We start from the raw sequence: 5,280 nt of genomic DNA, 5'->3' as shown, positions 1-5,280 counted from the left end.
CACCCCAGCTCCCACATTTTTTTGTGTGCTCCAGAATTTATTAAATTATTTTCGATGAGCATGTAACGAAACCCAGCCTGCTGCCTCTAGTGGAGTAAGCAGGCAAACAGGCCTGATACCTCAACCCACTGCTGGAGATACATCATGACCACCAAACTGTCCGCCGCTACCCTCGTCCTGGCCCTCGGTTCCGCCCTGAGCCTGTCCGCCCTGACCAACACCGCCCACGCCGCCGACGACATGCAGAAATGCTTCGGTGTCGCTGAAGCCGGCAAGAACGATTGCGCTGCAGGCGCTGGCACTTCCTGCGCCGGCACATCGAAAGTCAAAGACCAGGCCAACGCCTGGAAGCTGGTCCCGGCCGGCACCTGCAAAACCACCCCAAGCAGCACCTCGCCGACCGGTTTTGGCCAGGAAGCGGCTTTCACGGCCAAGTCCTGATTCAATCCGCAACCTGAGTACTGATGATGACGCTCTCACCCCAACACTCCGTCTCACCGGCTCAGGTGCCCGGTCTCCCCTACAGGGCCGGGCTGGGGCTGAAGAACGAGCACTTCAACGAAGTGCTCGAGACCTCGCCCGACATCGGCTTTTTTGAAGTGCACGCCGAAAACTACATGGTGGCCGGCGGCCCGTTTCATCACTACCTGGGTTTGATTCGCGAGCAGTACCCGCTGTCGCTGCACGGCGTGGGCCTGTCCATCGGCGGCGAAGGCCCGTTGAACCGTGAGCACTTGGCACGGCTGGCCAAATTGATCGAGCGCTATCAACCCCACTCTTTTTCCGAACACCTGGCCTGGTCCAGCCATGGCCCGGTGTTTCTCAATGACTTGCTGCCCCTGGCCTACGATACGGCCACCCTGAACCGGGTGTGCGAACACATCGACCAGGTGCAAAGCACCCTCAGGCGGCCGATGCTGCTGGAGAATCCGTCGACTTATGTGCAGTTCGAGCGCTCGACCATCGACGAGACGGACTTCATCGGCGAGGTCATCCGCCGCACCGGCTGCGGCTTGCTGCTGGACGTCAATAACGTCTACGTGTCGTGCATCAACCATCAGCGCGATCCGCTTGCCTACATCGATGCGCTGCCTTTGCGCGCTGTGGGTGAGATTCATCTGGCGGGCTTTGCCGAAGATACCGACAGCTTGGGTGATCGCTTGCTGATTGATGACCACGGCGCGCCCATCGACAACGCCGTATGGCAGTTGTATGAGCAGGTACTGGCACGTACCGGCCCGGTGGCCACGTTGATCGAGCGGGACAATCAGGTGCCCGCCTTCAGCGTGCTGCTGGCCGAAGCCCAGCACGCGCAGTCGCACCTGACGCAGGTGACCCCATGAGCCTTCATGATGCGTTTGCCGATGCCTTGATATCGCCCGACCTGCCCTGCCCCGACGGCCTGTTCAGCAGTAACGGCGCTGACCCGGCCAGCCGCTTCGCGGTGTACCGCAACAACGTCCACAGCTCATTGATCAATGCACTGGTGTCGGCGTACCCCGTGACCTTCCAATTGGTTGGCGAAGCGTTTTTCCGCGCAATGGCCGGCCTGTTTGTGCAGGCGTGCCCCCCCGCCAGCCCGTTGATCAGCGAGTACGGCAGCGCGTTCGCAGCATTCATCCAGGACTTTGAACCCGCTGCCAGCGTGCCCTACCTGGCCGACGTCGCGCGGCTTGAGCGCCTGCGGGTGCGCGCCTATCACGCGGCAGATACACCGCCCATGAACCAGCAGGCCGTCCTTGAGGCCTTGCAAGGTCAAACCGACCTGGGGGCATTGCGCCTGCAACTGCATCCCTCCCTGGCCACGCTGAATTCCGCCTATGCGGTGGTGGCGGTATGGGCGGCCCACCAGACCGAAGGCACCCTGGCATCCCTGAACCCCTGGCATCCCCAAGGCGCGCTGGTGCTGCGCCAAGGCCTGGCGGTCAAGGTGTTCGCGATCGACGCGGGCTCGGTCGCTTTCATCAACAGCCTCAACCATGGCACGGCGCTGGAAATGGCCGTGACACACGCCCTGGAAGCCTCGGCGGAATTCGACTTGCACCAATGCCTCACGGTGCTGATCAGCCACGACGCCATCACTCATTTGCACCTGGAAGAAAAGGTATCGCCATGAACACAACCCCAACGTGCCTGATCAAACGGGTCATCGCCTTGTTTGAGAAAATTCCCTACAGCCTGATCGCCTTTCTCGCACGGTTTTCCATCGCGGCAGTGTTCTGGAAGTCGGGACAGACCAAAGTCGAAGGCTTTGCCATCGACCTGATCAGCGGCACATTCCAGCTGGGCGAGCCGCGACTGGCCGCGTCCACGCTGCCGTTGTTTCGCAGCGAATACCATGTGCCGTTGCTGTCGCCAGAAGTGGCCGCGCACATGGCAGCGTTTGCCGAGCACTTTTTCCCGGTGCTGATCCTCGTGGGCTTTGCCACCCGCTTCTCGGCCCTTGCGCTGATCGGCATGACCCTGACCATTCAGCTGTTCGTGTACCCGGACGCCTACCCGACCCATGGCACCTGGATCGCCTTGCTGTTGCTGCTGGTCGCCAAGGGCCCGGGCTGCCTGTCCATCGATCATCTGATTGCACGTCGCTACCGCTAAAGTCGATCGAGGGCCTCGCCGCTGCGCTTGAACCAGTCCACCAAGTAATCGGCGAGGACCTGGGTACGGCGCGGCAGCCCTCCTTGGTAGGGGTGAACAAGGTACATCGGCAGGCTCCGCGTCTGATAGTCGCGCAGGAGCCAGCGCAGTCGACCGTCAGCCAGTTCCGCAGGTAATACGTAGGACGGCAGGCGCGCAATACCCGCCCCCACCAGCGCAGCTTTCTTCAACAGGTTGTAGTGGTTGGACGCAAATGTGCCGCTGACCCGCACCCGCAGCAGTTCATGCTGTTGGTGGTACAGCCATTCTTCACGCCCGCTGTAATGACTGTTGAGCAAGCAGGTATGGCCAGCCAGGTCGGCCGGCGTCAGCGGCTCGCCATGCTGTTCCAGATAAGCCGGGCTGGCGCAGGTCATCTCCTGCCAGGCCAGCAGAGGCTTGGCCACCAGGCGCTCGTTTTCGATCGCCCCCGAGCGCACCCCCAGATCGAACCCATCCCGCGCTAAATCACGATAGCTGTTGTTCAGTTCCAGTTCGATCTGCACTTGGGGATAGCGCTTGGTGAACTCCAGCAGCAAACCATCGAAAAAGGTTTCGCCCAATGACACCGGAACCGTCATACGCACCGGCCCTGCCAAGTCGTCCTTGAGCCGCGCCAGTGCCTGGCGCGCGCGGTCCACCTGGACCACCAGTGCCTGGGCCTGGGGCAACAAGGCGGCGCCGGCAGCCGTCAGGCTGAGCTTGCGGGTCGTGCGGTGCAGCAACACCACGCAATACTGTGCTTCCAATTGGCTGATGCGCTTGGACAACTGGCCCTTGCTGCACCCCAGTTGCTCGGCCGCCACCGTGAAACTGCCGGCTTCGATCAGCACGGCAAAGGCGGCCAGGTCATCCATCTCGCTCATGGATTGTTTCCATTTGAAAACCAAAGGTTGCCTATTAGCGCGTTTATCCAACCAAAAAGCCACACTAGACTGAACCTTCACTTACCCCCTGGAGGAACAGCACGATGAAAATCCTATTGATTGGTGCCAGCGGCACGGTTGGTTCAGCGGTCAAGGCAGAGCTGGCGCAGCGTCACGAAGTGATCAGCATCGGCCGCAGCAGCGGCGACTTCCAGGTGGATATCAGCGACAGCAACTCGATCCGCAAACTGTTCGAACAGACCGGCAAGTTCGATGCGCTGGTCTGCGCAGCGGGCAGCGTCAACTTCGTGCCGCTGGGTGACATGAGCGAGACCGATTTTGAACTGGGCCTGCGCGACAAGCTGATGGGCCAGGTCAACCTACTGCTGATCGGCCGCGAGTACGCCAATGATGGCGCTTCTTTCACCTTCACCAGCGGTATCTTGAACCGTGACCCGATTCGTACCGGCGCCTCGGCAGCACTGGTCAATGGCGCACTGGATGCCTTCGTCAAAGCAGCGGCAATCGAATTGCCACGTGGCCTGCGCATCAACTCGGTGAGCCCGACGGTCCTGCTGGAAGCCATGGGCAGCTATGCGCCTTACTTCCGCGGCTTCAAACCGGCCACAGGTGCCGATGTGGCGCTGGCCTACGCAAAAAGCGTCGAAGGCCTGCAGACCGGTCAGACCTACATCGTGGGCTGAACGGCAATTGCTTCGCGCGAAGGCTCGGACATCCATTCACTCACCAGCGCACGCGGGGCCGGAAATCTGAACGCACCGCCCAGCGGGCTTTGAACCTTGGCCGTATTGATCAGATAACCGTCAACGTAGAGTGTGACGTACTTCTGGTAGGCAAGCAGCGTGATGGATTGTGTTCTGGCCTTCGCCTCCGGGCTCAGCGAAACATTGACCTCAACATTGGCCGGGACAGCGTGCCCGGCCCGTTTGAGCGTCAACGAGATATCCGTGAAATCCGTGGCTGACGAGTATTCGAGCCGGGCGGGTTCGTCCGAAAAGGCAACATTTGCCCAGAACAGCAGTGCGCAGATGCCCCATTTGATGTTCATGGCTGTCTCCCAGTGAAAAGAAGTCGACACTCTCACGACGCTCTAGCCTTGAGTGTAGGAAAAGTCTCCATCAGCAACGCTCCGTTTCCCATCCTTGTCGCGCAGACGGTTCAAACGGTGTCCCGCACTTGTGATGCAGCGCCAGCCTGCGTAACGTGGCGGCACTTGTTTGGAGACCGATAAATGCGTGCCGTCCGTACCCTCGCCCTGTTTGCCCTGCTGCCGCTGTTCACCGCTTGCCAGATGTTCGAGAGCGAGCCGGCTAAAACCTCTACTGTCGGGATGACCCGCATGCAGGGTGAACTGACAGCGGTCGGCGGCAAGCTGCTGTTCCAGCCGTGCGGCGACCAGCGTAACTATGTCGTCAACGACACCGGCGGCACCAGCGTGCTGCAGGAAGCCGCTTCCCTGGCCGGCCAGCAAGGTGCGCTGTTTGCCGACCTGCGCGGCAAGTTCTCTGGCGTGGCTGCCGGTACCCAGGGTTCGGTGGACCTGCAACAGCTCTACCGCGTAGAACGCTCGACCTCGGCCTGCAACGACCCGGACTTCAAGCGCATGATCCTGCGGGCCAATGGCCATAAACCGGCCTGGGCGATGAACGTCACGGCCAAGGGCATGGTGCTGGAGCGCGAAGGCCAACCGCCGCTGGCCGTGCCCTACGTGGAAGAGCAGATCGGTGACGGCCGCTTCAACCTGATGACCGAAGCC

At 61.0% G+C, this 5,280-nt stretch carries 8 protein-coding genes; 6 read left to right on the top strand and 2 right to left on the bottom strand.

All coding sequences use genetic code 11. From position 1 onward, the window contains the following. Positions 1-144: 144 nt before the first annotated feature. The 4 genes from HX803_RS30670 to HX803_RS30655 are packed head-to-tail and all read left to right on the top strand — an operon-like array spanning position 145 to position 2,598. Complete coding sequence (locus HX803_RS30670) at positions 145-441, top strand: DUF2282 domain-containing protein (RefSeq protein ID WP_178925834.1); 297 nt, start codon at positions 145-147, stop codon at positions 439-441. 23 nt (positions 442-464) lie between these two features. Further along, positions 465-1,343 carry a DUF692 domain-containing protein gene (locus HX803_RS30665; protein ID WP_178925833.1) on the top strand — a complete coding sequence of 293 codons (879 nt, stop codon included), beginning with the start codon at positions 465-467 and terminating at the stop codon, positions 1,341-1,343. Next, entirely contained in the window at positions 1,340-2,116 is a 777-nt protein-coding gene (locus HX803_RS30660) for a DNA-binding domain-containing protein (protein WP_178925832.1), read from the top strand. The genes HX803_RS30665 and HX803_RS30660 overlap by 4 nt, the downstream gene beginning before the upstream one ends. Next, positions 2,113-2,598, top strand: a complete 486-nt coding sequence (locus HX803_RS30655) for a DoxX family protein (RefSeq protein WP_178925831.1) — start codon at positions 2,113-2,115, stop codon at positions 2,596-2,598. Before HX803_RS30660 ends, HX803_RS30655 begins: the two co-directional genes overlap by 4 nt. Here HX803_RS30655 and HX803_RS30650 read toward each other — a convergent pair. Further along, the gene (locus tag HX803_RS30650; RefSeq protein ID WP_178925830.1) at positions 2,595-3,503 is read right to left on the bottom strand and encodes a LysR family transcriptional regulator; all 909 of its coding nucleotides are present in this window, start codon (positions 3,501-3,503) and stop codon (positions 2,595-2,597) included. The genes HX803_RS30655 and HX803_RS30650 overlap by 4 nt on opposite strands. 104 nt (positions 3,504-3,607) lie before the next feature. Between HX803_RS30650 and HX803_RS30645 the strand changes: the two genes are divergently transcribed. After that, complete coding sequence (locus HX803_RS30645; protein ID WP_178925829.1) at positions 3,608-4,207, top strand: short chain dehydrogenase; 600 nt, start codon at positions 3,608-3,610, stop codon at positions 4,205-4,207. Here HX803_RS30645 and HX803_RS30640 read toward each other — a convergent pair. Next, the gene (locus HX803_RS30640; RefSeq protein WP_178925828.1) at positions 4,192-4,572 is read right to left on the bottom strand and encodes a hypothetical protein; all 381 of its coding nucleotides are present in this window, start codon (positions 4,570-4,572) and stop codon (positions 4,192-4,194) included. The two genes, HX803_RS30645 and HX803_RS30640, sit on opposite strands and share 16 nt — an antisense overlap. A 183-nt stretch (positions 4,573-4,755) precedes the next feature. On the opposite strand from HX803_RS30640, the gene HX803_RS30635 reads away from it, so the two are divergent. Further along, on the top strand, positions 4,756-5,280 hold a 525-nt coding region (locus HX803_RS30635), incomplete at its 3' end, for a hypothetical protein (RefSeq protein ID WP_178925827.1).

Origin of the sequence: Pseudomonas sp. P7548, from assembly GCF_013386585.1 — a bacterium.
Lineage (GTDB): Bacteria > Pseudomonadota > Gammaproteobacteria > Pseudomonadales > Pseudomonadaceae > Aquipseudomonas.
Note: the sequence above shows the minus strand (reverse complement) of the source record. Positions and strands in the feature narration are given on the sequence as shown.